31 protein-coding genes, 1 tRNA gene and 1 pseudogene are annotated in these 26,635 nt (G+C 39.0%); 27 read left to right on the top strand and 6 right to left on the bottom strand.

The annotated features are described in order from the left end of the window. Positions 1–146 precede the first annotated feature (146 nt). Positions 147–482 (top strand): conjugal transfer protein TraF, encoded by a 336-nt coding sequence (gene traF, locus AX663_RS10175; RefSeq protein ID WP_060971720.1) that lies wholly within the window; start codon positions 147–149, stop codon positions 480–482. Between the two features lie 17 nt (positions 483–499). Next, positions 500–913 (top strand): acyl-CoA thioesterase, encoded by a 414-nt coding sequence (locus AX663_RS10170; RefSeq protein WP_060973403.1) that lies wholly within the window; start codon positions 500–502, stop codon positions 911–913. Positions 914–944: 31 nt separating this feature from the next. Here the strand turns inward: AX663_RS10170 and AX663_RS10165 are convergent, their stop codons facing one another. After that, positions 945–1,727 carry a protein-ADP-ribose hydrolase gene (locus tag AX663_RS10165; protein WP_049546079.1) on the bottom strand — a complete coding sequence of 261 codons (783 nt, stop codon included), beginning with the start codon at positions 1,725–1,727 and terminating at the stop codon, positions 945–947. Positions 1,728–1,921: 194 nt separating this feature from the next. Here AX663_RS10165 and trxA point away from each other — a divergent pair, with 194 nt between their 5' ends. The 5 genes from trxA (at position 1,922) to rsmA (ending at position 5,115) form a co-directional block, all read left to right on the top strand. Next, positions 1,922–2,236, top strand: a complete 315-nt coding sequence (gene trxA, locus AX663_RS10160; protein WP_060973402.1) for a thioredoxin — start codon at positions 1,922–1,924, stop codon at positions 2,234–2,236. 65 nt (positions 2,237–2,301) lie between these two features. Continuing rightward, on the top strand, positions 2,302–2,733 hold the full coding sequence (locus AX663_RS10155) for a CoA-binding protein (protein WP_060973401.1): 432 nt from the start codon (positions 2,302–2,304) through the stop codon (positions 2,731–2,733). A 53-nt stretch (positions 2,734–2,786) separates the two neighbouring features. Continuing rightward, positions 2,787–3,563: a TatD family hydrolase gene (locus AX663_RS10150; RefSeq protein ID WP_060973404.1), complete on the top strand. Its 777-nt coding sequence runs from the start codon at positions 2,787–2,789 to the stop codon at positions 3,561–3,563. Further along, on the top strand, positions 3,556–4,116 hold the full coding sequence (gene rnmV / locus AX663_RS10145; RefSeq protein ID WP_060973400.1) for a ribonuclease M5: 561 nt from the start codon (positions 3,556–3,558) through the stop codon (positions 4,114–4,116). Before AX663_RS10150 ends, rnmV begins: the two co-directional genes overlap by 8 nt. A 126-nt stretch (positions 4,117–4,242) precedes the next feature. Further along, a complete protein-coding gene (rsmA, locus tag AX663_RS10140; protein ID WP_060973399.1) occupies positions 4,243–5,115 on the top strand; it encodes a 16S rRNA (adenine(1518)-N(6)/adenine(1519)-N(6))-dimethyltransferase RsmA in 873 nt (290 codons plus the stop codon). Positions 5,116–5,154: 39 nt separating this feature from the next. Here rsmA and AX663_RS10135 read toward each other — a convergent pair. Further along, a tRNA-Leu gene (locus tag AX663_RS10135) sits at positions 5,155–5,237 on the bottom strand. A gap of 134 nt (positions 5,238–5,371) precedes the next feature. On the opposite strand from AX663_RS10135, the gene rsgA reads away from it, so the two are divergent. The 10 genes from rsgA (at position 5,372) to gap (ending at position 15,274) form a co-directional block, all read left to right on the top strand. After that, positions 5,372–6,244 (top strand): ribosome small subunit-dependent GTPase A, encoded by an 873-nt coding sequence (rsgA, locus tag AX663_RS10130; protein WP_060973398.1) that lies wholly within the window; start codon positions 5,372–5,374, stop codon positions 6,242–6,244. A 7-nt stretch (positions 6,245–6,251) separates the two neighbouring features. Further along, the gene (rpe, locus tag AX663_RS10125; protein ID WP_060973397.1) at positions 6,252–6,911 is read left to right on the top strand and encodes a ribulose-phosphate 3-epimerase; all 660 of its coding nucleotides are present in this window, start codon (positions 6,252–6,254) and stop codon (positions 6,909–6,911) included. Next, entirely contained in the window at positions 6,904–7,536 is a 633-nt protein-coding gene (locus tag AX663_RS10120) for a thiamine diphosphokinase (protein WP_060973396.1), read from the top strand. The genes rpe and AX663_RS10120 overlap by 8 nt, the downstream gene beginning before the upstream one ends. Position 7,537: 1 nt before the next feature. Then, a complete protein-coding gene (rmuC, locus tag AX663_RS10115; protein WP_060973395.1) occupies positions 7,538–8,812 on the top strand; it encodes a DNA recombination protein RmuC in 1,275 nt (424 codons plus the stop codon). Further along, complete coding sequence (locus tag AX663_RS10110) at positions 8,802–9,743, top strand: 3'-5' exoribonuclease YhaM family protein (protein ID WP_060973394.1); 942 nt, start codon at positions 8,802–8,804, stop codon at positions 9,741–9,743. Before rmuC ends, AX663_RS10110 begins: the two co-directional genes overlap by 11 nt. A gap of 93 nt (positions 9,744–9,836) precedes the next feature. Further along, a complete protein-coding gene (gene purR, locus AX663_RS10105; protein WP_060973393.1) occupies positions 9,837–10,652 on the top strand; it encodes a pur operon repressor in 816 nt (271 codons plus the stop codon). A gap of 227 nt (positions 10,653–10,879) precedes the next feature. Next, positions 10,880–11,293 carry a 30S ribosomal protein S12 gene (rpsL, locus tag AX663_RS10100; protein WP_002884809.1) on the top strand — a complete coding sequence of 138 codons (414 nt, stop codon included), beginning with the start codon at positions 10,880–10,882 and terminating at the stop codon, positions 11,291–11,293. 18 nt (positions 11,294–11,311) lie between these two features. Then, a complete protein-coding gene (gene rpsG / locus AX663_RS10095) occupies positions 11,312–11,782 on the top strand; it encodes a 30S ribosomal protein S7 (protein WP_002884746.1) in 471 nt (156 codons plus the stop codon). Between the two features lie 212 nt (positions 11,783–11,994). Next, the gene (fusA, locus tag AX663_RS10090) at positions 11,995–14,076 is read left to right on the top strand and encodes an elongation factor G (RefSeq protein WP_002891917.1); all 2,082 of its coding nucleotides are present in this window, start codon (positions 11,995–11,997) and stop codon (positions 14,074–14,076) included. A gap of 187 nt (positions 14,077–14,263) precedes the next feature. Further along, positions 14,264–15,274, top strand: a complete 1,011-nt coding sequence (gene gap / locus AX663_RS10085; RefSeq protein ID WP_002884461.1) for a type I glyceraldehyde-3-phosphate dehydrogenase — start codon at positions 14,264–14,266, stop codon at positions 15,272–15,274. Positions 15,275–15,387: 113 nt separating this feature from the next. Here gap and AX663_RS10080 read toward each other — a convergent pair whose 3' ends face one another. Then, the gene (locus AX663_RS10080) at positions 15,388–16,092 is read right to left on the bottom strand and encodes a hypothetical protein (RefSeq protein ID WP_060973392.1); all 705 of its coding nucleotides are present in this window, start codon (positions 16,090–16,092) and stop codon (positions 15,388–15,390) included. 141 nt (positions 16,093–16,233) lie between these two features. Here AX663_RS10080 and AX663_RS10075 point away from each other — a divergent pair, with 141 nt between their 5' ends. The 5 genes from AX663_RS10075 to AX663_RS10055 all read left to right on the top strand — a co-directional run bounded on the left by AX663_RS10075 (position 16,234) and on the right by AX663_RS10055 (position 20,884). Beyond that, positions 16,234–17,433 carry a phosphoglycerate kinase gene (locus AX663_RS10075; RefSeq protein ID WP_002884739.1) on the top strand — a complete coding sequence of 400 codons (1,200 nt, stop codon included), beginning with the start codon at positions 16,234–16,236 and terminating at the stop codon, positions 17,431–17,433. Positions 17,434–17,621: 188 nt separating this feature from the next. Continuing rightward, the gene (locus AX663_RS10070) at positions 17,622–18,125 is read left to right on the top strand and encodes an FUSC family protein (RefSeq protein ID WP_037602725.1); all 504 of its coding nucleotides are present in this window, start codon (positions 17,622–17,624) and stop codon (positions 18,123–18,125) included. 173 nt (positions 18,126–18,298) lie between these two features. Continuing rightward, positions 18,299–18,673 carry a MerR family transcriptional regulator gene (locus AX663_RS10065; RefSeq protein WP_008535631.1) on the top strand — a complete coding sequence of 125 codons (375 nt, stop codon included), beginning with the start codon at positions 18,299–18,301 and terminating at the stop codon, positions 18,671–18,673. Positions 18,674–18,721: 48 nt separating this feature from the next. Next, entirely contained in the window at positions 18,722–20,065 is a 1,344-nt protein-coding gene (glnA, locus tag AX663_RS10060) for a type I glutamate--ammonia ligase (protein WP_002884322.1), read from the top strand. A 186-nt stretch (positions 20,066–20,251) separates the two neighbouring features. Next, positions 20,252–20,884: a CHAP domain-containing protein gene (locus AX663_RS10055; RefSeq protein ID WP_002891908.1), complete on the top strand. Its 633-nt coding sequence runs from the start codon at positions 20,252–20,254 to the stop codon at positions 20,882–20,884. A 100-nt stretch (positions 20,885–20,984) separates the two neighbouring features. Here AX663_RS10055 and rnjA read toward each other — a convergent pair whose 3' ends face one another. Next, positions 20,985–22,667 (bottom strand): ribonuclease J1, encoded by a 1,683-nt coding sequence (gene rnjA, locus AX663_RS10050; protein ID WP_002884294.1) that lies wholly within the window; start codon positions 22,665–22,667, stop codon positions 20,985–20,987. A gap of 4 nt (positions 22,668–22,671) precedes the next feature. After that, positions 22,672–22,902, bottom strand: coding sequence for a DNA-dependent RNA polymerase subunit epsilon (locus AX663_RS10045; RefSeq protein WP_002884752.1), 231 nt, complete (start codon positions 22,900–22,902; stop codon positions 22,672–22,674). A 260-nt stretch (positions 22,903–23,162) separates the two neighbouring features. On the opposite strand from AX663_RS10045, the gene tsaB reads away from it, so the two are divergent. From tsaB to AX663_RS10020, 5 genes and pseudogenes are all read left to right on the top strand, one after another. Beyond that, positions 23,163–23,849 (top strand): tRNA (adenosine(37)-N6)-threonylcarbamoyltransferase complex dimerization subunit type 1 TsaB, encoded by a 687-nt coding sequence (gene tsaB, locus AX663_RS10040; protein WP_060973391.1) that lies wholly within the window; start codon positions 23,163–23,165, stop codon positions 23,847–23,849. Further along, positions 23,809–24,264 carry a ribosomal protein S18-alanine N-acetyltransferase gene (rimI, locus tag AX663_RS10035; RefSeq protein ID WP_060973390.1) on the top strand — a complete coding sequence of 152 codons (456 nt, stop codon included), beginning with the start codon at positions 23,809–23,811 and terminating at the stop codon, positions 24,262–24,264. The genes tsaB and rimI overlap by 41 nt, the downstream gene beginning before the upstream one ends. After that, complete coding sequence (gene tsaD / locus AX663_RS10030; RefSeq protein ID WP_060973389.1) at positions 24,264–25,277, top strand: tRNA (adenosine(37)-N6)-threonylcarbamoyltransferase complex transferase subunit TsaD; 1,014 nt, start codon at positions 24,264–24,266, stop codon at positions 25,275–25,277. Before rimI ends, tsaD begins: the two co-directional genes overlap by 1 nt. A gap of 51 nt (positions 25,278–25,328) precedes the next feature. Further along, a pseudogene (locus AX663_RS10025) lies at positions 25,329–26,021 on the top strand (AzlC family ABC transporter permease). Further along, complete coding sequence (locus AX663_RS10020; protein ID WP_060973388.1) at positions 26,008–26,334, top strand: AzlD domain-containing protein; 327 nt, start codon at positions 26,008–26,010, stop codon at positions 26,332–26,334. The pseudogene AX663_RS10025 and the gene AX663_RS10020 overlap by 14 nt, the downstream one beginning before the upstream one ends. An 87-nt stretch (positions 26,335–26,421) precedes the next feature. Here AX663_RS10020 and AX663_RS10015 read toward each other — a convergent pair. After that, positions 26,422–26,635, bottom strand: a 214-nt coding sequence (locus tag AX663_RS10015; RefSeq protein WP_156430784.1) for an IS30 family transposase, incomplete at its 5' end; no start/stop codon positions are given.

Raw genomic sequence — 26,635 nt, 5'->3', positions numbered from 1 at the left:
TCATGATGTCGTAGGTTCGAGTCCTACTGGCGGAGTATAATTCTCATTGCTAGACGCAGGTCTAGCTTTTTTTGTTAAGTTATTTACTTGTTAAAAGTTTAAATTTCAGATATGATAATACTATATTTTAAATTGAGAGGTATTCTATGTCAAATTTTGCATCTGCTTTTACACCTATTTCTGTTTCTTCGGCTAAGGAGAATATTGATACAGCTGAAAAATTTATTTTATTTATTGGACGTCCTTCTTGTCCATATTGTCAACTTTTTGAACCTAAATTATCAAATGTGGCACGTAATTCAAATCTTACTATTTTCTATATTAATAGCGAAAATAGTGAAGAATTAGAAGATATTCAAGCTTTACGTAAAAGATATGGTATTGCTACAGTTCCTGCTCTCTTTGTTTCAGAAAATGGAGCTGCTAAGGTTGTATGTGACTCATCTCTTTCTGAGGATGATATTTTAGATTTTATTTCTTAGTCTTTTTGGAGGTTCTTATGTTTATTTGTAAACACGAGGTCCAGTATTATGAAACAGATCGAATGGGTATTACTCATCATTCTAATTATGTTCGATGGATGGAAGAGGCGAGAACTTTTTTTCTAAGAGAGATAGGTTGGCCTTATGAAAAAATTGAAGAGGAGGGAATTATCTCTCCTGTTACTTCAATTTCCTGTGACTATAAAGCTACTTCTACTTTTGCAGATGTAATTTCTATCGAGATTAATGTTAAAAGAGTTAAATCTGCTAAACTTACTTTTGTATACAATATGGTAAATCAAAACGGAATCCTTGTTTGTACAGCTGTTTCTGAACATAGTTTCTTGTCTAAGGGCGGTAGTTTTGTCAATCTTAAAAGAGATTATTCGTCATTTTTTAATCTTTTAAAAGAGCATTCAGTTATGCAATAAAAAAGAAGAAAATCAAATCGATTTTCTTCTTTTATTTGGCAAGGAGTTTTTTATAAATAGCTAAATTTTCATCATCAAATACGTTAAATATTACTTTTTTTATTATACTTGACTCGTCAATAAAGGTTTTGACTGTTTGAATGGCGATTTTGGCAGCTTCTTGTTTTGGAAAATTGAAATCTCCAGTTGATAGACATGGTATAGCAATTGATTCAATGTTATTTTTCTCAGCTAGTGCTAATACTGAAAGATAACTTTTTGCTAAAAGATCCTCATCAATTTGTGTCGGTTGGTCTACTATTTTTGGACCTACTGTATGAATGACAAAGGCAGAAGGAAGATTGTAAGCTGGGGTGATTTTAGCCATGCCAACGGGTTCTTCATATCCTTGTTCTAAGATGAGCTCGAAACAAGCTTGGCGTAACTGAACACCTGCGTATGTATGAATAGCGTTATCTACACAATCATGAAGTGGTTTCATACATCCAAGTAAGGTTTTATTAGCTGCATTTACGATTGCATCTACTTCGAGTCTTGTAATATCACCTTTCCAGAGGTAGATTCGATCATCTTGTGGAATGGGCTGGAGCGAACTGAGTTGTACAAATCCTCTTTCTCCTTTTCTAACTTGTAGGTAAAGGTCTTGGATTGTTAAGAATTGTGTTGATGCTGCCATTGGTTTACGTGTATTAAAGAGTGCTCTGAGAAGTTTTTGTTTTTCCTCGAGTTCTTCTGGGATAATCAAATCATGTAATTCTAGATTTTCTTTTTTGAGTTCACCTATGAGATAGGTAATCATTGCATCTTTATCCATATTTACTCATTTCTATTTTTATAGTTTTTTATTATTATACTCCCAAGACTGCCTGTGGGCAAGTGATGTCTATGATAGGTAATGACTAATATTTGATAAGAATTTTTTATGTATGTGTCAAATTCTTGCAATAGCCTTTAGAATCATATAGAATAGGTCTACAAAAGTTTTATAATGTCTAGGAGGATGATTAAATGACACAAGTAGTAACAGATGCTACATTTGAACAAGAAACAGCTGAAGGCCTCGTTTTGATTGATTTTTGGGCAACTTGGTGTGGGCCTTGCTTGATGCAAGCACCAATTCTTGAGCAACTTTCTGAAGAAATTTCAGAAGATGAACTTAAGATTGTTAAAATTGATGTTGATGAGAACCCAGAAACAGCTCAGAAGTTTGGAATTATGTCTATTCCAACTTTACTCTTCAAAAAAGATGGTAAGGTTGTTAAGCAAGTAGCAGGTGTACATACAAAAGAACAAATTAAAGCTATCGTTGCCGAGCTTAGCTAACTAATCGTCACAGTCCCGTTTGGGGATTTTTATTTTTAGTTTATTCAAACGACGAGGAGAATCATATGTCTTATTCATTTCAAAATCCTGGTGATGAGGTTATAGAATCTTATTTAAAATCTGCAAAGACGATTGCAATTGTTGGTTTATCTCATCGCAAGGAGGCAGCATCTTATCAGGTTGCTCATTTTCTACAAGCTGCTGGTTATCGTATTATACCAGTAAATCCCAAACTAGAAGGTCAGGAGCTTCTAGGAGAGCATGTTTATGCTCATCTTAAAGATATCCCATTTTCGATTGATATTGTTGATGTATTTAGACGAAGTGAGCTTTTACCAGATGTTGCCTATGATTTTCTTGAAACGGATGCAACAGTTTTTTGGAGTCAAATTGGTCTTGAGAATGAGGAGGCTGAGACTATTCTTCGTCAAGCGAATAGACAGGATATTGTAATGAATCGTTGTACAAAGAGAGAATATATGCGACTCTTTGTTTAATAAAATGAAAAGGTGAGTGAGCTATGCTCGCTCGTTTTTGTTATAATAGAGCTATGATTGAAATTTTTGATACGCATACCCATCTTAATGTGGATAATTTTGCAGGAAAAGAACAAGAAGAAATAGATTTTGCAGCTGAACTAGGTGTTGTTAAAATGAATATTGTCGGTTTTGATAAACCAACAATAAATAAATCTTTAGCACTATCAGAGAGATATGATCAATTATATAGTACGATTGGATGGCATCCTACGGAAGCGGGTTCCTATTCTCAGGAAATTGAGGATATGATTGTATCACAATTGGATAATCCGAAAGTAGTGGCACTTGGGGAAATCGGTTTGGATTATTATTGGATGGAAGATCCTAAAGAAACTCAGATTGATGTCTTTAAGCGTCAAATAGCTTTGTCAAAGGAACACAATTTACCTTTTGTTGTCCATACACGTGATGCACTTGAGGATACCTACGCTGTTATTAAAGAAGTTGGTGTTGGTCCTCGTGGGGGGATTATGCACTCATACTCAGGATCCCTAGAAATAGCTCAAAAATTTGTTGATCTTGGAATGATGATTTCATTTTCAGGTGTTGTAACTTTTAAGAAGGCTTTGGATGTCCAAGAAGCTGCTCAGAAGTTACCTTTAGATAAGATTCTGGTTGAAACGGATGCACCGTATTTGGCACCTGTTCCCAAACGTGGTCGTGAGAATCGTACAGGCTATACACGTTACGTAGTAGACAAGATTGCTGAGCTTCGTGGTTTAACGAGTGAAGAAGTGGCTAGGGCTACTTATGACAATGCGATGAGGATTTTTGGTCTGGATGAATAGAATAAAGATTCAAGAAGTCATCGTCGTAGAAGGTAAGGATGATACGGCAAATTTGAGACGTTTTTATGAGGTGGATACCTATGAGACTAGAGGATCCGCTATTAATGAGGATGACTTAGAGCGTATCGATAAGCTTAATGACTTACGCGGAGTGATTGTTTTTACTGATCCAGACTATAATGGTGAACGTATCCGTAAAATCATTATGGAAGCTGTTCCGACAGCAAAGCATGCTTTTTTAAACCGTGGGGAAGCAACACCAAAATCTAAGACTAAAGGTCGTTCATTGGGTGTTGAGCATGCGAGTTTTGAGGATCTTCAAAAGGCCTTATCTGGAGTTTTAGGTAGTTACGATGATGATAATCAGTTTGATATTAGTAAATTAAATCTTATGAAGTTAGGGCTGCTAATGGGAGCAGATAGTCGAAAGCGTCGAGAATATTTGGGCGAGGCGCTTCGTATTGGTTATTGCAATGGAAAGCAGCTTTTAAAGCGTTTGGAATTGTTTGGAATCACATTAGAGGAGCTAGAAGAGGCTATGTCAAATTACTAGATTACCAGTGATTTTAACATCAAATCGCTACTAAGTAGCTTATTATTGAGGTTGGGATAATTAAGGGTTTGGACCTGTTTTGTGTCCAAGTATAAAAATCGTGAAAATAATAAGAAAAGAGAATAAATGAGAATTGCAGATTATAGCGTGACCAAGGCTGTCCTTGAACGCCATGGCTTTACCTTTAAGAAGTCTTTTGGACAGAACTTCTTAACAGATACAAATATTTTACAAAAAATTGTTGATACGGCAGAGATTGATAAAAGTGTCAATGTAATCGAAATTGGACCTGGTATCGGAGCATTAACAGAATTCTTAGCTGAAAATGCTGCGGAAGTTATGGCTTTTGAAATTGATGATCGCTTGGTTCCGATTTTAGAGGATACATTACGTAATCATGAAAATGTTAACGTAATTAATGAAGATGTTCTCAAGGCGGATTTACAGACACGTGTCAAAGAGTTTAAAAATCCAGAACTACCAATTAAGGTAGTCGCCAATTTGCCATATTATATTACGACGCCAATCTTGATGCATTTGATTGAGAGTAAGATTCCTTTTGCAGAATTTGTTGTTATGATGCAAAAAGAGGTTGCTGACCGCATTTCTGCAGAGCCTAATAGCAAGGCTTATGGTTCTCTATCAATTGCTGTGCAGTATTATATGACCGCTAAAGTGGCATTTGTTGTCCCTCGTACAGTCTTTGTACCAGCCCCGAATGTTGACTCAGCAATTTTGAAGATGACGCGCCGTGAACAACCGTTGGTTGAAGTTAAAGATGAGGATTTCCTTTTCCGAGTGGCTAAGGCTAGCTTTGTCCATCGTCGTAAGACATTGTGGAATAATTTAACAAATCATTTTGGTAAATCTGAAGAAGTGAAAACCAAACTTGAGCAGGCTTTGGAAATTGCTGATATAAAACCTTCTATTCGTGGAGAGGCTCTATCTATTTCTGATTTTGCACACTTATCAGATGCTTTGAGTGAAGCAGGTCTATAATTCAAAAATCCCACTGAATTTCAGTGGGATTTTTAGCTATGCGGAGAAAGGGATTTGAACCCTCACGCTTGAAAAAGCACATGCGCCTGAAGCATGCGTGTCTGCCATTCCACCACCTCCGCAGTGATAGGATTATTATACTGCAAATTACTAAAAATGCAAGGAGCTTAAGGAAATGGAAATGTGGTTTGTTTTGGATCAGAAAAGCGTGTTGTTTTGTGGTATAATAGGGCTATTAAACGATTGAGGAGTTCACTTGCAAGGAAGAATTATCAAAGCACTGGCAGGTTTCTATTATGTAGAGCATGATGGTGTTGTATACCAGACGCGTGCGCGAGGAAATTTTAGAAAAAAAGGACAAACACCTTACGTTGGGGATTTTGTCGAATTTTCAGCAGAGGAAAATTCAGAAGGCTATATCCTTAAAATTGGTCAACGAATCAATAGCTTAGTGCGCCCACCCATTGTCAATATAGATCAGGCTGTGGTCATTATGTCTGCTAAGGAACCGGATTTCAATAGTAATCTTCTGGACCGTTTCTTGGTTTTACTAGAGCATAAAAATATAAAACCTGTAATTTATATTTCTAAGATGGATTTGGTTGAAGATGATTCAGAAATGAAAGCCATTCAAAAACAGTATCAAAAAATTGGTTTTGATTTTATCTTCAGTTTGGAAGAACTATTGCCGCTCTTGACTGCTAAAATAACAGTCTTTATGGGACAGACAGGTGTTGGAAAATCAACCTTGTTGAACCGTATTGCCCCACAGTTACATTTAGAAACAGGTGAGATTTCAGACAGTTTAGGTCGTGGGCGTCATACTACAAGGGCTGTAAGTCTTTATGATGTTCATGGAGGGAAGATTGCTGACACACCAGGATTCTCTTCGCTAGATTATGAAGTGGATAATGCAGAGGACTTGAGTGAAGCTTTTCCAGAAATCCGTCAAGCTAGTCATGGCTGTAAATTCCGTTCTTGTACTCATACCCATGAGCCTTCTTGTGCTGTTAAGGATGAGGTTGAAGATGGCCAAATATGGCAAGTCCGTTATGATAATTACCTTCAATTTTTAAGTGAAATTGAAAACCGTCGTGAAACATATAAAAAAACTGTAAAAAGAAAGTAGGTCTCTCATGTCTTATAAAATTGCTCCGTCTATCCTAGCTGCTGATTACGCTAATTTTGCTTCAGAACTAGCTCGTATTGATGCATCAGGTGCGGAATATGTTCACATTGATATTATGGATGGTCAATTTGTCCCTAATATCAGTTGGGGAGCAGATGTGGTCGCTAGCATGCGTAAACATAGCAAGTTGGTTTTTGATTGCCACCTTATGGTTGTTGATCCTGAGCGTTATGTGGATGCCTATGCACAAGCTGGTGCAGATATCATGACTATTCATGTTGAAGCCACTAAACATATCCATGGTGCCCTCCAGAAAATCAAAGCTGCTGGTATGAAAGCAGGTGTTGTGATTAATCCTGGAACCCCAGTCGAGGCACTTACTCCTGTACTTGATTTAGTGGATCAAGTACTTATTATGACTGTAAATCCAGGTTTTGGTGGTCAGGCGTTCATTCCAGAAATGATGTCTAAAGTAGAGCGTGTTGTTGAGCTTCGCGAAAAAGGTGGCTATTCATTCGATATTGAAGTTGATGGTGGTGTAGATAACAACACCATTGCAGCATGTGCCAAGGCGGGGGCTAATGTTTTTGTAGCGGGCTCTTACCTCTTCAAAAATCCTGATTTGACAGCGCAAGTTCAAACGCTTCGTGATGCTATCGATGCCTAAAATAGCTTTATTTGTCGGTGGTGAGCTAGAGTGGTTCACTACCGATTTTGATTATTTTGTTGGGGTGGATCGCGCGTGCTTACGTTTGTTGGAGTTAGGTTTACCTCTTGATTTGGCTGTCGGAGACTTTGATTCAGTATCGCGGTCAGAGTTAGAGATGATTCAATCAGCTGCCAAAGATTGTAGGATTGCTCCAGCTGAAAAGGATGACACGGATACAGAGTTAGCCCTAAAAATTGTATTTCAATTATATCCTGAGGCGGAAGTAACTATTTTCGGTGCTTTTGGTGGCAGAATTGATCATATGTTATCAAATATATTTTTGGTCAGTGATCCTGAATTAGCTCCTTTTATGAGGCATATCTGTTTGCAGGATAAGCAAAATAAGATTACTTATTATCCAGAAGGAAGTCATAACTTGTTACCAGAACCTGGAATGACATATGTTTCTTTTTTACATGAAGGTGATGGAGAACTGACGATTTTGGGAGCAAAATACGAATTAACTAGTATGAATTATTTTCAAAAGAAAATCTACTCTAGTAATGAATTTGTTGATGGTCCAATTCAAGTGATTGTGCCAAATGGATATGTGATTGTCATCCAGACTAAAGATAGGAGTTAGTATGATCTATCTACTTACACTTTTAACTTTATTAAGCTTTGGGATTCTTATTGTTCTTTTCTTGAGAAATATGGAGTTAAAAGAACAGATTAATAAGAGTTTGGAAGAAAATGCAGATAATCTTTCAGATCAAATTTCGTTCCAATTGGAAAGTTTTGCTAAGACAAACCAACTGGAAACGACAAAGCAATTGAACCAATTGCAGATGGAACTATATCAACAGTTGACAGATATCCGAGAAGTTTTACATCAAAATTTGTCTGATAATCGAGACCGTTCTGACCAACGTCTTGAGCAAATAAACCAAAGCTTAACCAAAGCTGTTAAAGATATGCAGGATTCCAATGAGAAACGTTTGGAACAAATGCGTCAGACAGTTGAAGAGAAACTTGAGCAAACCCTACAAACACGTTTACAAGCCTCTTTTGAGACAGTTTCAAGACAGTTAGAGTCAGTTAACCAGGGCTTAGGGGAAATGAAAAATGTAGCCAAGGATGTCGGAAGTCTTAACAAGGTCCTTTCAAATACAAAAACACGAGGCATTCTGGGAGAGCTTCAATTAGGACAAATTATTGAAGACATATTGACTGTTAATCAGTACGAACGAGAATTTCCTACGGTATCAGGTTCAAGTGAACGAGTTGAATATGCAATCAAAATGCCAGGAAACCATAAAGACGAATATATCTACCTTCCCATTGATTCTAAGTTTCCTTTGGAAGATTACTATCGTCTGGAAGATGCTTATGAGTCTGGTAATAAAGAGGAAATTGAGAATCACCGTAAGTCTCTTTTGACTAGTATTAAGCGATTTGCCAAGGATATTAACAAGAAGTATCTTAACCCACCTGAAACCACAAATTTTGGTATATTATTTTTGCCGACGGAAGGACTTTATGCTGAGGTAGTACGCCAACCAGCCTTCTTTGATGCCCTTCGTCGCGAGGAGAATATTGTTATCGCAGGGCCGTCAACTTTATCAGCACTCTTGAATTCATTGTCCGTAGGATTTAGAACTTTGAATATTCAAAAGAATGCAGATGATATTAGTAAGGTTTTAGGCAATGTCAAACTAGAATTTAGCAAGTTTGGAGATATGTTAGCTAAAGCTCAGAGACAATTGAATACAGCAAGTAAAACAGTCGATAGTCTTCTCAACACAAGGAGTAGGGCAATTGTTAGAGCTCTTGATACAATTGAAACCTATCAAGACAGTGCGACACAAAGTTTGTTAGATTTACCACGATTAGAAAACGAGGACAAGCATGAAGATTAATCAAATGAAAAAAGACGAGTATTTTGAAGGTTTTTATCTGATTAAGCGTGCAGAGGTACGTAAGACAAGAGCAGGAAAGGATTATATTGCCTTTACTTTTCAGGATGATACTGGAGAGATTTCAGGAAACCTGTGGGATGCTCAGCCTTATAATGTCGAAGAATTTACCGCAGGTAAAGTAGTGCATATGGAGGGGCGTCGAGAAGTTTATAATAATACTCCTCAGGTAAACCAAATAACCTTACGCTTGCCTACATTTGGTGAGACAAATGATCCAGCTGATTTCAAAGAGAAACCACCGGTAAATCCTACTGAAGTACGCGAATACCTAGAGCAAATGATTTTCAAGATTGAGGAAGCAACTTGGCAGCGTGTTGTTCGTGCTCTTTATCGAAAGTATAATAAAGAGTTTTTCACTTTTCCAGCTGCTAAAACAAATCACCATGCTTTTGAAAGTGGACTAGCCTATCATACGGCTACTATGGTTCGCCTAGCGGACAGCATTGGAGATATTTATCCAGAGCTCAATAAGAGTCTACTTTTTGCAGGGATTATGCTTCATGATTTAGCTAAGGTTATTGAACTTACTGGTCCTGAAAACACTGAGTATACGGTTCGTGGGAACTTAATTGGTCATATTGCCTTGATTGATGAAGAAATTACCAAGGTCCTTGTGGAACTTAATATTGACGATACGCGTGAGGATGTCGTTGTTTTGCGTCATGTTATTCTCAGCCACCACGGACAACTGGAGTATGGTAGCCCAGTTCGCCCGCGTATTATGGAAGCAGAAATTATTCATATGATTGATAATCTTGATGCCAGTATGATGATGATGACGACAGCTCTTAACCTAGTAGGACCAGGAGAAATGACAAATCGTCTCTTTGCTATGGATAATCGTTCCTTCTACAAGCCAAAATTTGATTAAAATCGAAATTAAGCGAGCATTTTATATGAAAATGTTCGTTTTTTGCTGTATTATGGTATAATAGTTAAAAAGTACAGAAAATATAGGTAACATATGAAATTAAAACGAAGTGAACGCATGGTAGTGATTTCAAACTACCTAATTAATAATCCCTATCAATTGACAAGTCTCAATACTTTTGCAGAGCGATATGAAGCTGCTAAGTCTTCAATCTCAGAAGATGTTGCTATCATTAAAAAAGCTTTTGAGGAAAGTCAAATAGGAGAAATCGAAACAGTAACTGGTGCATCTGGCGGTGTTATGTTTACACCGACCATTTCTGATGAAGATGCAAGAAGTCTGGTTGAAGATCTTTGTAAACGTCTTTCAGAGAGTGATCGTATCTTACCAGGTGGTTATCTCTACCTATCTGATTTATTGAGTACACCGTCTATTTTGAAAAATGTTGGTCGTATCATTGCCAGTGCCTTTAAGGGACAAAAAATTGATGCCGTTATGACTGTAGCAACTAAAGGAGTTCCTTTAGCAAATGCAGTAGCAGATGTCTTAAACATTCCGTTTGTTATTGTTCGTCGTGACTTAAAAATTACAGAAGGTTCAACTGTATCGGTAAACTACGTTAGTGGTTCAAGTGACCGTATTGAAAAGATGTTCCTTTCAAAACGTAGTTTGAAACCCAATAGCCGCGTCCTTATTGTTGACGATTTTCTTAAAGGTGGTGGTACCATTACGGGTATGATTAGCTTGCTTTCAGAATTTGATAGTGAGTTAGTAGGTGTAGCTGTATTCGCAGAAAATGCCAAAGGTGATCGTGATATCCATGACTATAAATCATTACTTACGGTTTCTGATATTGATGTAAAAGCACAGAAGGTAGAAGTTGAAGTTGGTAATATTTTTGACAAGTAATTAATCCACGATATTATTCCTAATTTGATGATTAGGAATTTTTCTTTTTAACAAGAAACTGTTGACAATAACCATCGAAAAATGATATTATATTAGACGGTACTTTTTACTTTTGGTCTCTCAAAAGTGTACAGAGACGTGCTGACATAAGTTGCAAAAGTACACACAGATATGGGCTGTCACCAAGTGCCATATCAACCAAAAATAAAAAACACAGGAGAATGTAGATGCCTACAATTAACCAATTGGTTCGTAAACCACGTCAATCAAAAGTTGTTAAATCTAAATCACCAGCTTTGAACGTTGGTTACAACAGCCACAAAAAAGTTCAAACTAACGTATCTTCACCACAAAAACGTGGTGTTGCAACACGTGTTGGAACAATGACACCTAAGAAACCTAACTCAGCCCTTCGTAAATTCGCTCGTGTACGTTTGAGCAACCTTATTGAAGTTACTGCTTACATCCCAGGTATCGGACACAACCTCCAAGAACACAGCGTTGTTCTTATCCGTGGTGGACGTGTAAAAGACCTTCCAGGGGTACGTTACCACATCGTCCGTGGTGCACTTGATACTGCAGGTGTAGCTGATCGTAAACAAAGCCGTTCTAAATACGGTGCTAAACGTCCTAAAGGATAAGAAGGGAGATAAGATAAAATGAGTCGTAAAAATAGAGCGCCTAAACGCGAAGTATTGGCAGATCCATTGTACAATTCAAAAATCGTTACACGTCTTATCAACCGTGTAATGCTTGACGGTAAACGTGGTACTGCTGCAACAATCGTATACGATGCTTTCGAGCAAATTAAAGAAGCAACTGGAAACGATGCTCTTGAAGTATTTGAAACAGCTATGGACAACATCATGCCTGTACTTGAAGTACGTGCACGTCGTGTCGGTGGTTCAAACTACCAAGTCCCAGTTGAAGTTCGTCCAGAACGTCGTACAACTCTTGGTCTTCGTTGGTTGGTTAACGCATCACGTGCGCGTGGTGAACACACTATGAAAGATCGTCTTGCAAAAGAAATCATGGATGCTGCAAACAACACTGGTGCATCAGTTAAGAAACGTGAAGATACTCACAAAATGGCTGAAGCAAACCGTGCCTTTGCACACTTCCGCTGGTAATCATAAGTTTCAAGCTGAATTACAGTCATATATTCATAAGCTTAGATTATGGATTTGTAATAAGCTGACTTTGAATTCAAATAATATCATTCATATCATTTGAAAACCAGTTAAATATTAGTGAAAAAACGGGTAGGTCCTGCCTATCCGTTTTTTGACAATAATGTTATAATAAATAAGTAAACTAAAATATTTATAGGAGAATAAACCTAATGGCACGCGAATTTTCACTTGCAAAAACTCGTAATATCGGTATCATGGCCCACGTCGATGCCGGTAAAACAACTACAACAGAGCGTATCCTTTACTACACTGGTAAAATCCACAAAATCGGTGAAACTCACGAAGGTGCATCACAAATGGACTGGATGGAGCAAGAACAAGAACGTGGTATCACAATCACATCTGCCGCTACAACAGCACAATGGGATGGTCACCGCGTTAACATCATCGATACACCAGGACACGTGGACTTCACAATCGAAGTACAACGTTCACTCCGTGTATTGGATGGTGCCGTAACCGTTCTTGACTCTCAATCAGGTGTAGAACCTCAAACTGAAACAGTTTGGCGTCAAGCAACTGAGTATGGTGTTCCACGTATCGTATTTGCCAACAAAATGGATAAAATCGGTGCAGACTTCCTTTACTCAGTAAGCACACTTCACGATCGCCTTCAAGCAAACGCACACCCAATCCAATTGCCAATTGGTGCTGAAGATGATTTCCGTGGTATCATTGACTTGATTAAAATGAAAGCTGAAATCTATACTAATGACCTTGGTACAGATATTCTTGAAGAAGATATTCCAGCAGATTACGTTGATCAAGCAAACGAATACCGTGAAAAATTGATCGAAGCAGTTGCTGAAACTGACGAAGATTTGATGATGAAATACCTTGAAGGTGAAGAAATCACTAACGAGGAATTGAAAGCAGCTATCCGTCGTGCAACAATCAATGTTGAATTTTTCCCAGTTCTTTGTGGTTCTGCCTTCAAGAACAAAGGTGTTCAATTGATGCTTGATGCGGTTATCGATTACCTTCCAAGCCCACTTGATATCCCTGCAATCAAAGGTATCAACCCAGATACAGACGAAGAAGAAACTCGTCCAGCATCTGATGATGAGCCATTTGCAGCTCTTGCCTTCAAGATCATGACTGACCCATTTGTAGGTCGTTTGACATTTATCCGTGTTTACTCAGGTATCCTTCAATCAGGTTCATACGTAATGAACACATCTAAAGGTAAACGTGAACGTATCGGACGTATCCTTCAAATGCACGCTAACAGCCGTCAAGAAATTGAACAAGTATATGCCGGTGATATCGCTGCTGCTATCGGTTTGAAAGATACTACAACTGGTGACTCATTGACTGATGAAAAAGCTAAAGTTATTCTTGAGTCAATCGAAGTTCCAGAACCAGTTATCCAATTGATGGTTGAGCCTAAGACTAAAGCTGACCAAGATAAGATGGGTATCGGTCTTCAAAAACTTGCTGAAGAAGATCCAACATTCCGTGTTGAAACTAACCCTGAAACTGGTGAAACAGTTATCTCTGGTATGGGTGAACTTCACCTTGATGTCCTTGTTGACCGTTTGAAACGTGAACACAAAGTTGAAGCAAACGTAGGTGCTCCACAAGTATCATACCGTGAAACATTCCGTGCAGCTACACAAGCACGTGGTTTCTTCAAACGTCAATCTGGTGGTAAAGGTCAGTTTGGTGATGTTTGGATTGAATTTACTCCAAATGAAGAAGGTAAAGGTTTCGAATTCGAAAATGCTATCGTCGGTGGTGTGGTTCCACGTGAATTCATCCCTGCAGTAGAAAAAGGATTGGAAGAATCTATGGCTAACGGTGTCCTTGCTGGATACCCAATGGTTGATATCAAAGCTAAACTTTACGATGGTTCATACCACGATGTCGACTCATCTGAAACTGCCTTCAAGATTGCTGCGTCTCTTGCACTTAAAGAAGCTGCTAAGACTGCACAACCAACTATCCTTGAACCAATGATGCTTGTAACAATCACTGTTCCTGAAGAAAACCTTGGTGATGTTATGGGTCACGTTACAGCTCGTCGTGGACGTGTTGATGGTATGGAAGCACATGGTAACAGCCAAATTGTTCGTGCATATGTTCCACTTGCTGAAATGTTCGGTTATGCAACAACACTTCGTTCTGCAACTCAAGGACGTGGTACATTCATGATGGTATTTGACCACTATGAAGATGTACCTAAATCAGTTCAAGAAGAAATCATCAAGAAAAATTCTGGTGAAGCTTAATTAGAACTTATAAAGTTAAGGTACTTATGAAAGTAAGTGCCTTTTCTATTTGCAATTTTTTGAAAAAAATTATATAATATGACTGTTGAAAGGTTGAATTGAAAGCGCTCAAGTTAATCTTTTCACAATAGGGAGAGCTTGCTCTCAAAATTATATTTATTTGATTTTCATAAGGAGGAAATCACTAATGGTAGTTAAAGTTGGTATTAACGGTTTCGGTCGTATCGGTCGTCTTGCTTTCCGTCGTATCCAAAACGTAGAAGGTGTTGAAGTTACACGCATCAACGACCTTACAGATCCAGTTATGCTTGCACACTTGTTGAAATACGACACAACTCAAGGTCGTTTCGACGGTACTGTTGAAGTTAAAGATGGTGGATTTGAAGTTAACGGTAAATTCGTTAAAGTTTCTGCTGAACGTGACCCAGAACAAATTGACTGGGCTAACGACGGTGTAGAAATCGTTCTTGAAGCAACTGGTTTCTTTGCTAAGAAAGATGCTGCTGAAAAACACTTGCACGAAGGTGGAGCTAAGAAAGTTGTTATCACTGCTCCTGGTGGAAACGATGTTAAAACAATCGTATTTAACACTAACCACGACATCCTTGACGGTACTGAAACAGTTATCTCAGGTGCTTCATGTACTACAAACTGCTTGGCTCCAATGGCTAAAGCATTGCAAGATAACTTCGGTGTTAAACAAGGTTTGATGACTACTATCCACGCTTACACTGGTGACCAAATGATCCTTGACGGACCACACCGTGGTGGTGACCTTCGTCGTGCACGTGCTGGTGCTGCAAACATCGTTCCTAACTCAACTGGTGCTGCTAAAGCTATCGGTTTGGTTATCCCAGAATTGAACGGTAAACTTGACGGTGCTGCACAACGTGTTCCAGTTCCAACTGGATCAGTTACTGAATTGGTAGCAGTTCTTGAAAAAGACGTTACTGTTGATGAAGTGAACGCAGCTATGAAAGCAGCTTCAAACGAATCATTCGGTTACACTGAAGATCCAATCGTATCTTCAGATATCGTAGGTATTTCTTACGGTTCATTGTTTGATGCAACTCAAACTAAAGTACAAACTGTTGATGGTAAACAATTGGTTAAAGTTGTTTCTTGGTACGACAACGAAATGTCATACACTTCACAACTTGTACGTACTCTTGAATACTTCGCGAAAATCGCTAAATAATTCAATTGTATAAAAAGAAGAGCTTCGGCTCTTTTTTTTTATTTCTCAAAATAATAAAACAGGCGTATAAATTGGCTGTTATAATCTCAGTAGTATTGTGATTTATGAATAAGCTAGAAGGAATTCCAAATAAGTAGAAAGAGCATGACACAACCCCAGGAGTTTTTATTGTGTTTTTGAATGGCTAGCATACCATAAATTAGTATAAAAACGGTAAGTGCTTCAAATAAGGTATAGATATCAAAACCAATGATTCCATGGATAAGAAGGCAAAAAATCGCACAAGTTATTGCTCCACTATCTAACCAAGAGTAAGGAGATGGAAAACGTATGCGTATCTTTTCAGCGATGACTACATAGTTAAATCCTTCCCAGAATCCCCAAATAAGACAGATGAATAGGTATGCTAGGATATTACTAGGAAATGATTGTATCATTACTTCTTTTGTTAATTGTATTGATTGAAGAGGTAGATAGGAATGAATCTGGTGAGTAACTACTTTCAATATGATAAGTGGTAAGGCTATAAGAAGAGATTGAAAAAGGGTAGGAACTAGATTTTTTGTGATTAATCTAAAGTATCTGAAAGATTCTTTACGATAAAGCATAACAGTGCTGGTTCCCAAGCCTGCAATGGCAAATTGACAACTGGCTAATAAGATTAATCGAAGCCATAGTGGTACTGAGGTTTGCTTAGTGTAGGAAAAAAGAGTTGGTTTAAAAGTAAGAAAGAGTAGAAGAGGAACAAGGGTAAGAATGAGGATTACATTTAGATCATAGTCAGCTTGTTGCTGCCTATTGTTTAGTTGTTTTTTCATAGCTTTTTTACCTTTCTATTTTGATTATATGATAAATGTATTATACTAGCAATAAGCTAGAAATCCTTCTGATTTTGCTATCTCTTTTATGCATTTTGTGATATAATGAAAACGTATTAAAAAATTAAGGAGTCTGATCAAATGGCTAAATTGACTGTTAAAGATGTTGACTTGAAAGGGAAAAAAGTTCTCGTTCGTGTTGACTTCAACGTACCTGTAAAAGATGGCGTGATCACTAACGATAACCGTATCACTGCTGCTCTTCCAACTATTAAGTACATTCTTGAACAAGGCGGACGTGCAATCCTCTTCTCTCACCTTGGACGTGTAAAAGAAGAAGCTGATAAGGAAGGAAAATCACTTGCTCCTGTAGCCGCTGACTTGGCTGCGAAATTGGGTCAAGACGTTAAATTTATCCCAGGCGTTACACGTGGTGCAGAATTGGAAGCAGCTGTTAATGCTCTTGAAGATGGACAAGTTCTCTTGGTTGAAAACACTCGTTTTGAAGATGTTGATGGCAAGAAAGAATCTAAAAACGATCCTGAACTTGGTAAATACTGGGCATCACTTGGAGATGGTATCTTCGTAAACGATGCATTCGGTACAGCTCACCGTGCACACGCATCTAACGTTGGTATCTCAGCAAATGTTGACAAAGCTGTTGCTGGCTTCCTTCTTGAAAACGAAATTGCTTACATTAAAGAAGCAGTTGAAACTCCAGAACGTCCATTCGTAGCTATCCTTGGTGGTTCTAAAGTATCTGATAAGATTGGTGTTATCGAAAACCTTCTTGCAAAAGCTGATAAAGTTCTTATCGGTGGTGGTATGACTTACACGTTCTACAAAGCACAAGGTATCGAAATCGGTAACTCACTTGTAGAAGAAGATAAACTTGATGTTGCTAAAGCTCTTCTTGAAAAATCAAACGGTAAATTGATCTTGCCAGTTGACTCAAAAGAAGCTAATGCATTTGCTGACTACACTGAAGTGAAAGACACTGAAGGTGAAGCAGTAGACCCAGGTTTCCTTGGTTTGGATATCGGTCCTAAATCAATTGCTGAATTCGATAAAGCCTTGACTGGTGCGAAAACAGTTGTATGGAACGGACCTATGGGTGTATTTGAAAACCCTGACTTCCAAGCTGGTACAATCGGTGTGATGGACGCTATCGTAAAACAACCAGGCGTTAAATCAATCATCGGTGGTGGTGATTCAGCTGCCGCAGCTATCAACCTTGGTCGTGCAGATAAATTCTCATGGATCTCTACTGGTGGTGGTGCTTCTATGGAACTTCTTGAAGGTAAAGAACTTCCAGGATTGGCTGCACTTACTGATAAATAAGTCTATTAGAATGATAAGAGTTGGGAAACCAACTCTTTTTTGTGTCATCTCATTGAGTGTTTGATAGAGGCTAAAACTATTATTGGAAAGTAAGTTTCTCTCTAAAAATTGGCGATTATTAGTTAGAACTTTGCAGTAACATACTGTATAAGTAGCCAAATGGTTCATAATCATGTTAAAATGGTAAAATGGGATTGAAATTTGAACCGAAAAAATTTAAATTTGGTATGCGTACACTTAAGACGGGACTTGCTGTCTTTCTTGTTTTAGGTCTTTTTTCTGCTTTAGGTTGGGAAGGGCTTCAGATTGGTTGTTTGACAGCAGTCTTTAGTCTTCGAGAAAACTTTGATAGAAGTATTCAGTTTGGTAAATCACGTATTTTTGCGAATACGGTTGGAGGTCTTTTGTCGTTATTATTTTACTTTGTGAATATGTGGTTTCATCATTCAGTTTGGGTGACCTTGCTATTGGTTCCAATTTTGACAATGTTAACGATTGTCATTAATGTGTCTTTTAATAATGCTTCTGGTGTTATTGGTGGTGTGGCTGCACTTTTGATTATTACCTTGTCTATTCCGCCTGATAATACCTTTACTTATGTTATTGCTAGAGTCTTTGAAACTTTCTGTGGAGTCTTTATAGCAATCCTTGTCAATTATGATTATGATTGGCTACTTAAACATTTAAAATAAGAATGATAGGGTTCTATTGGACTCTATTTTTTATGATTTTTCGATAAAATCCTTAAATTAGAGCGAATATACAATGTAATGTTCGGTAATTGCTTATTGTGTAAGAAAAAGTGACATAAACTGTTGACATGTAGAAATATTCAGAATATAATTGTTAGGAAAGGAGGATGATCATGGCAAGAGAGAAAGAATTAAGGCGTTCTCTAGCTGTTTTTCCGATTGGAACAGTTATGAAGTTGACGGATTTAACCGCTCGTCAAATTCGTTACTATGAAGATCAAGGTTTAATTCAACCTGAACGTACAGCTGGAAATCGTCGGATGTACTCATTAAATGATATGGATCGTTTATTGGAAATCAAAGATTTTTTGGATGATGGTTACAATATTGCAGCGATTAAACATGAGTACGAAGAGCGTGAAGTTCGTGCCCAACAAAAACAAGTGGCTTTAACAGATGCGGACGTTCGACGTATCTTGCATGATGAACTCCTTCAGCAAGGCCGTTTTACGACCCCGTCACAACAATTTGGTAACTTGCGTATCTAATTACGCTTTGAACTTTTATTTTTGGTTTTTATAAAGGAGACCCCTATTATGGCAATCACAGCAGCTGATATTCGTCGCGAAGTCAAAGAGAAGAATGTTACTTTCTTGCGTTTAATGTTCTCTGATATCCTTGGTGTTATGAAGAACGTTGAAATTCCTGCGACAGATGAACAGTTGGATAAGGTACTTTCAAATAAAGCTATGTTTGATGGTTCATCAATCGAGGGATTTGTTCGTATCAACGAATCTGATATGTATCTTTACCCAGATCTTGATACGTGGACAGTTTTCCCTTGGGGCGATGAAAATGGTGCAGTAGCTGGTCTTATTTGTGATATCTATACTTCTGCGGGTGAACCATTTGCTGGTGACCCTCGTGGTAACTTGAAAAAAGCTTTGCGTCATATGGAAGAAGTTGGTTATAAATCATTTAACCTTGGACCAGAACCAGAATTTTTCCTTTTCAAATTAGATGAGCAAGGTAATCCTACGCTTGAAGTTAACGATAAAGGTGGTTATTTTGACCTTGCTCCAACTGACCTTGCAGACAACACACGTCGTGAAATCGTTAATGTGTTGACAGAAATGGGATTTGATGTTGAGGCATCTCACCATGAAGTGGCGGTTGGTCAACATGAAATCGACTTCAAGTATACAGATGTTTTGAAGGCTTGTGATAATATCCAAATTTTCAAATTGGTTGTTAAGACAATCGCTCGCAAACATGGTCTTTATGCGACATTTATGGCGAAACCTAAATATGGTATTGCTGGTAGCGGTATGCACTGTAACATGTCTCTCTTCACTGAAGAAGGAAATGCATTCTTTGATCCAGAGGATCCACGTGGTATGCAATTGTCTCAAGACGCTTACTACTTCCTTGGTGGTTTGATGAAACATGCATACAACTATACTGCAATTATTAACCCAACAGTTAACTCTTACAAACGTTTGGTTCCTGGATATGAAGCTCCTGTATATATTGCATGGGCAGGTAGCAACCGTTCACCATTGATCCGCGTTCCTGCGTCTCGTGGTATGGGTACGCGTTTGGAATTGCGTTCGGTAGACCCAATGGCAAACCCATACTTGGCACTTGCTGTTCTTTTGGAAGCTGGTCTTGATGGTATTATTAACAAGATTGATGCTCCAGATCCAGTTGAAACAAACATTTACTCAATGTCTCCTGAAGAACGTAAAGAAGCAGGTATTATTGATTTGCCATCAACACTTCGTAACGCCCTTAAAGCATTGGAAACAGATGAAGTGGTTCGTCAAGCTTTGGGTAATCATATCTATACAAACTTCCTTGATGCGAAACGTATGGAATGGGCAAGCTATGCTACCTTTGTTTCACAATGGGAAATTGATAACTACTTGGACATTTATTAAGGAATTAAATTTGAAAATCAGGTTATGCCTGGTTTTCTTTTTCTTTTAAATTTATTAAGTTCTTGGACAAATTACGTAGTTTTAACTGAGCTGTTTTCTTTTGTCATATTTCTTTATTCCTCCTTAATCGCATTAAAATATGAGAGTGTTAAACTAATTTCATATTAATCTTATTCAGGGGGAAATATGAAAACTACAAAAAAAGCTGCTTTGGCAGCAGCCTCAAGTGCATTATTGCTCGGTCTTACAGTCGCACAAACAGTTAATGCTGATACTTATACAGTTCAAAATGGAGATTCATTCTTCGGGATTGCTAGTCAATATGGTGTAGATCCTTATCAATTAGCAGCTGAAAATGGCATGACTATTTGGTCAACAATTGTTCCTGGTGGAAGCTTGGAAGTTTCAGGAGCTACTACGGCAGTTGAAGAAACAACAGAAGTTTCTTCTTCAGAGGTAACAGCTACTGATTCAGATGCTACTTGGAATCGTTATCCAGTTGGTCAATGTACATGGGGTGTTAAGGAAGTAGCTCCATGGGCAAGTAACTGGTGGGGTAATGGTGGCGATTGGGCCGGAAGCGCTGCTAGCCAAGGTTATGCTGTAGGTTCAACACCTGTGACAGGATCAATTGTATGTTGGACTGATGGTGGTTATGGTCACGTTGGTTATGTAACACAAGTTGGTCAAGATGGTCAAATTCAAATCTTGGAGTCAAATTATCAAGGTCAACAACAAATCAATAACTATCGTGGTTGGTTTGATCCACAAAATTCACTAACACCAGGTTCAGTATCTTACATTTATCCAGGTGCATAAAACGAAAAGAAGCGCTTATAGCGCTTTTTTACTTACTGAAGGATTGTGTATTGGACTAGATTTAAACTTAAAAAATGGTAGCTAGATGGCTACCATTTTTTTATTTATCAGGTGTGAGAATCATTGGAATAATGATTGGTTCACGTTCTGTTTTTTCATATAGGAATGGTCGTAAAGCATTGACGATAGCTCCGTTAACAGATTGGATGCTAGCATCTTTATTCTTAAGAGCGATACGAATAGCATTGAATAGAATGCGTTGGCTTTCGCGGATAAGATCGCCAGATTCACGCATATAGATGAAGCCACGACTGAGGATGTCTGGACCAGCTAGAATCATCTTAGACTTGAAGTCAACAGTAGCTACGGCAAGTACGACACCATCTTCAGAAAGATCACGACGGTCACGAAGAACCGCGGCTCCGATATCCCCAATACCATTACCATCAACATAGATATCTTGGGCATTGAAGTGACCTGCACGACGAGCAGAGTCTTTTGTTAGGGCTAAGACATCACCATTTTCCATAATGAAGATATTATCTTTTGGAACGCCACAATCAACAGCAAGACCTGCGTGGACTTTCTGCATGCGGTATTCACCGTGAACAGGCATGAAGAATTTTGGTTTGATCAAACGAAGCATTAGTTTTTGCTCTTGTTGACCACCGTGTCCAGAGGTATGGATATTGTTGATTTTACCGTGGATAACATCAACACCAGCTTCTTGAATGGTATTAATCAGACGGTTAACGCTAGTGGTGTTCCCTGGAATAGGACTAGATGAGAAGATGACAGTGTCACCAGGTTGTAGTGTCACTTGGCGGTGCATCCCATTGGCGATACGTGCAAGGGCCGCCATAGGCTCCCCTTGAGAACCGGTACACATGATGAGGATCTCACTGGCGTGGTAGTTTTTCATTTCACTAGGATCAATGATAGTCCCTTTTGGAACCTTGATGTAACCTAATTCAACCCCATTGACAATGGCTTTTTCCATAGAACGTCCGAAGACAACAATCTTACGGCCAGTTTTTACAGCGGCTTCGGCAGCTTGTTGAAGACGGAAAATGTTTGAGGCAAATGAGGCAAAAATAATACGTCCGTGGATGCCTTCAATAATTTTCATAATGGATTGGCCAACAACCTTCTCGGAATTAGTGAAAGTTGGTACTTCAGCATTGGTTGAGTCTGAGAGGAGGCAAAGAACACCTTCCTCACCAAGTGCAGCCATACGGTGAAGGTCTGCTGGTTCACCTACTGGGGTGAAGTCGAACTTAAAGTCACCGGTACACACAATTTTACCTTGAGGTGTATGGATGACAATACCGAGAGGTTCTGGAATTGAGTGAGTAGTGCGGAAGAAGGTCACGCTCATATTTTTGAAAGTAAGCTCTGTATTAGCATTAATTTCGTAGAGTTGTGCGTCACGAAGTAGTCCGTGTTCTTCCAATTTTCCTTTGATAAGAGCAAGAGCAAGCGGTCCTGCATAAATTGGGATATTTGCCTGTTTAAGAAGGAAGGGAATCCCACCAATATGGTCTTCGTGACCGTGGGTAATGACAAGTGCCTTTACACGATCAACGTTTTCAACGATGTAAGAATAGTCTGGGATGACATAGTCGATTCCGAGAAGATCGTCTTCGGGGAATTTAATACCCGCATCGACGATGATAATCTCATCTTGGTATTCAATACCATAGGTGTTTTTACCGATTTCCCCCAAACCACCAATCGCATAAACCCCAACTTCTTCAGGTTTTAGATTGATTTTTGATGCCATGGTCTTAGAACTCCGTTACTTCAAAAACGCCTGTTTCTTTTTCGTATTCAAGGGCTTTTTCTGAGAGGAGCTCGATGAATTCGATGTTATAGGCAGTGTTTTTTTCGATGATTTGACGAGCTTGGATACGTCCCTCAAGTTCAGTTTCTGCATCGATATCTAGGTAGAGTGATTTTGTCTGTTCACGGCGTGGATTACGCTCTTTAGTTTCTTGGTAAAAGACTTTATAAATCATGGTTTTCCTTTCTTTCCAAAAGGCTCTGCCATTCTATAAAAAAACCGGTCAAGTTAATCTTTCTATGATTTACTTGACGTTATGATATTCACTTTATGAGTAATAGCTAGTAGCCTTGATTCGTTTAACAATTACTATTATTGTACCATAAGATAAGGGCTAGATAAAGAAAATGGCGGAAAAAGTTGGAAAATGTTCGTTTCTGGGAAACAGTGACTTGTGTTATAATAGAAAAGCATAAAAGGAAACAAGGAAAAAAGATGAAAATATTAGCATTTGATACTTCTAGCACTGCTTTATCAGTAGCCTTGTTGGAAGATGAGAAACTAGTGGCAGAGACAACTGTCACAGTAAAAAAGAACCACAGTATTAGTCTAATGCCCACCATTGATTTTTTAGTTGCTCAGGCAGGCTGGCAGCCGTCTGATTTAGAACGTATTGTGGTTGCACAGGGGCCTGGATCCTACACCGGGCTTCGTGTGGCTGTCGCAACAGCTAAGACGTTAGCCTATGCGCTTGACATTGATTTAGTGGGGGTTTCAAGTCTACAGGCGCTGACAAACCTTTCGGTTGACGGTGTTGTGATTCCTATCATGGATGCCCGTCGTAATAATGTTTACGTTGGTTTTTATGAAAATGGTCAGGCTATCGTTCCTGATCGTCATGCTGCCTTTACAGATGTTCTTGAGCAAGCTAAAGTTTATGAAAAGGTGACATTTGTCGGTGAAGTAGCTCATTTTGTGGATCAGATTAAGGAAAGTCTTCCAGAGGCAACGATCTTGTCTAACCTTCCATCAGCTCAGTTAATTGGTCTTTTAGGCTTGTCCTTGCCTTCTGTTGATGTGGATGCTTTTGTTCCACATTACTTGAAGCGGGTTGAGGCAGAGGAGAATTGGCTTAAGACGCATGAGGAGACTAACCGTGACAACTACATCAAGCGCGTCTAGACTGAGTAGCCAAGAGCAAGCCCAACTGATTTATCAGATTTTGTCGGATGTTTATGACAAGTCTCCGTGGACGATGGAACAAGTCGTAGCAGACTTGGCTTTAGATACTACGGAATATTTCTATGTGTATGATCAGGAAGAAGTTGTTGGTTTTTTAGCCCTTCAAAATTTGGTGGGTGAGCTCGAGGTGACCAATATCGCCGTTTTAAAAGCTTATCAAGGGCGTGGTTATGCTAGTCAGTTGATGAAGCATTTGGAAGATCGTAGTGAGCCTATATTTCTAGAAGTGAGGACTTCAAATCAAGTCGCTCAAGCGCTTTATAAAAAATTTGGTTTTGAAAGTCTAGGAATTCGGAAAAATTATTATCATGAGCCTCAAGAAGATGCAGTTATCATGAGGCGAGAGGAAGTCTAATGGCAGATAGATTTATTTTGGCAGTGGAGAGCTCGTGTGACGAGACTTCAGTTGCCGTTTTGAAAAATGAGAAGGAACTTTTGAGTAATATTATTGCCAGTCAGGTGGAAAGCCATAAACGTTTTGGTGGTGTTGTCCCTGAGGTGGCTAGTCGTCACCATGTGGAAGTGGTGACTCTTTGCATTAAGGATGCCCTTTCAGAGGCGGGTATTACTGCTGAACAACTAGATGCTGTAGCAGTAACCTATGGTCCTGGTTTGGTCGGAGCGCTCTTGGTCGGGATGGCAGCGGCTAAGGCCTTCGCTTGGGCACATGGATTGCCTTTGATTCCAGTTAATCATATGGCTGGGCATCTTATGGCAGCGCGTGAGGTGCAAGAGTTGGAATACCCCCTCCTAGCCCTTTTGGTGTCTGGTGGACACACAGAGTTGGTTTATGTGTCAGAACCAGGAAATTACAAGATTGTTGGTGAGACACGTGATGATGCAGTTGGTGAGGCCTATGACAAGGTCGGGCGTGTGATGGGTTTGACCTACCCAGCTGGGCGTGAAATTGATGAATTGGCTCATAAAGGGAAAGATGTTTATGATTTTCCACGCGCTATGATTAAGGAAGACCACTTGGAGTTTTCATTTTCAGGCCTAAAGTCAGCTTTCATCAATTTGCATCACAATGCAGAACAGAAGGGAGAAGTTCTAGTCAAAGAGGACCTTTGTGCTTCCTTCCAAGCTGCTGTGTTGGATATTCTCCTAGCTAAGACTAAGAAAGCCTTGGAACGTTATCCTGTTAAGACACTTGTTGTTGCTGGTGGCGTAGCAGCTAATCAGGGCTTACGTGAACGTTTGGCTGAAGAAATTACGGATGTAGATGTGGTTATTCCGCCTTTACGTCTCTGTGGTGATAATGCTGGCATGATTGCCCTAGCAGCTGCCATTGAATGTGATCAGAAACATTTTGCTGAGTTGGACTTGAATGCAAAACCAAGTCTTGCCTTTGCAGGATTTGAAGAATAAGAAGAACCTCTTACTAGTCTGGTAAGAGGTTCCTTTAGAAAGGAATTGAGTATGTCTGCCTTTCGTTTAGGTGTAAAAGCTGCAGTACCGACAGCCCTAGGATATGTGGCTATTGGCCTAGCCTTTGGTGTTGTAGCGGCGGCTTCTGGTCTATCGGCCCTTGAGGTTGGCCTCATGTGTGCCTTGGTCTATGGTGGCTCGGCTCAGTTTGCTATGTGTGCATTAGTAGTTGCATGAGCTAGCCTTGGTGAGTTAACCTTGACTGTTTTCTTAGTTAATTTGCGTAACATGTTGATGAGTTTACATGCAACGACGATTTTTACAAAAACAAGCCTCTGGAATCAGCTGGGAATTGGTAGTCTGATTACGGATGAAAGTTATGGTGTCTTGTTGGGAGAATATGTGCATCATAAAGATATTTCTGCGAACTGGATGCATGGGAACAATATTTTCAGCTATCTAGTTTGGATTGTATCATCAGTTGTTGGGTGTTTGATTGGTTCTATGATTTCTAATCCTGAGCTTTTTGGTTTGGATTTTGCCTTGATTGCCATGTTTATAGGTTTGTTAAGTAGTCAGATAGATGCTTTGTTAGGTAAAGGCGTACGTAAGCTATTCTTGATTTTACTATCTATTGCTGTGGCTTATCTGAGCTTTAGTGTCCTCTTGTCGGAATCTTTGGCTGTTTTAGTGGCTACTTTAGTTGGATGTAGTGTGGGGGTGATGTGTGATGGTCGTCAATAAGTTTATTCTCATTGCCATTCTACTTGGGTTTGTGGTTAGCTGGGTGCCCCGTGTTCTCCCCTTTGTTTTAGTGAAATACAAGGGTTTACCAGATATCGTTGTTCGATTTTTGTACTACTTACCAGTTTCTATCCTCTTTACTCTGATTCTCTCTAGTCTCACGACTGAGAAGATTGGTCACTTGCCACAGTTTAAGTGGATGGAAATACTGGCTACTGTGCCAACGGTAATTGTAGCATTTAAGAGCAAAAATCTGCTCTATGCAGTAATCGTCGGTATAGTGTCTATGGCCCTGATTCGTTTAGTGTTTTAGTAAATGAAAAGACTTGGAGTTGCTCTTAGTGAGTTGCTTTCCAAGTCTTTTTTAGTTATTGATAAATTGCAAGAATAAGTGCAACATTTACTCGAACTCATCCTCTAGAGCTTCACAAGCAGTTCTGTAAGCTAAACATTTTCGCGGTCTGTGATTGATATCATATAAGGCTTTGTTCAAAGCCTCCTCAGAGATAGCGGCTAAATCTGTTTTCTTTGGGAAATATTCTCTTAGTAAGCCATTTGCGTTTTCATTGCTTCCTCTCTGCCAGGATGAATAGGCGTCCGCAAAGAAAAAGGAA

This window comes from Streptococcus sp. CCH8-H5, assembly GCF_001556505.1.
Lineage (GTDB): Bacteria > Bacillota > Bacilli > Lactobacillales > Streptococcaceae > Streptococcus.
This window is presented reverse-complemented; position numbering and strand designations above follow the sequence as displayed.